The organism is Oceanobacillus saliphilus (assembly GCF_023522835.1).
In the GTDB taxonomy this organism is placed as follows: Bacteria; Bacillota; Bacilli; order Bacillales; family Amphibacillaceae; genus Oceanobacillus; species Oceanobacillus saliphilus.
In genome coordinates, this window is the sequence record NZ_JALCZU010000221.1 from 1 (window position 1) to 257 (window position 257).

At 44.4% G+C, this 257-nt stretch carries 1 protein-coding gene; it reads right to left on the reverse strand.

Annotation, left to right across the window (positions count from 1 at the left end; translation table 11 throughout):
- Positions 1-21: 21 nt before the first annotated feature.
- Positions 22-257 (reverse strand): PLP-dependent transferase (locus MN204_RS20980; protein WP_249872983.1); only part of this gene is annotated, 236 nt, incomplete at its 5' end.

Genomic DNA, 257 nt, shown 5'->3' on the forward strand with positions numbered 1-257 from the left:
GGGGAGTTTACTCTATCAATATTACAAGGCATCCAAGCCCTTTGACATGTCGGCAATCAAGTCGTCGATATCTTCAATACCTACTGAGATACGAACCAACTCATCCTTGATGCCGTTAGCAATGCGAATCTCGCGTGGGATAGAAGCGTGGGTCATCACTGCTGGTACTTCAATCAATGATTCAACACCACCAAGTGACTCAGCCAACAAGAAGACATCCAAGTTCTCAACAAACTTCTTAACATCCAAACCAGGTT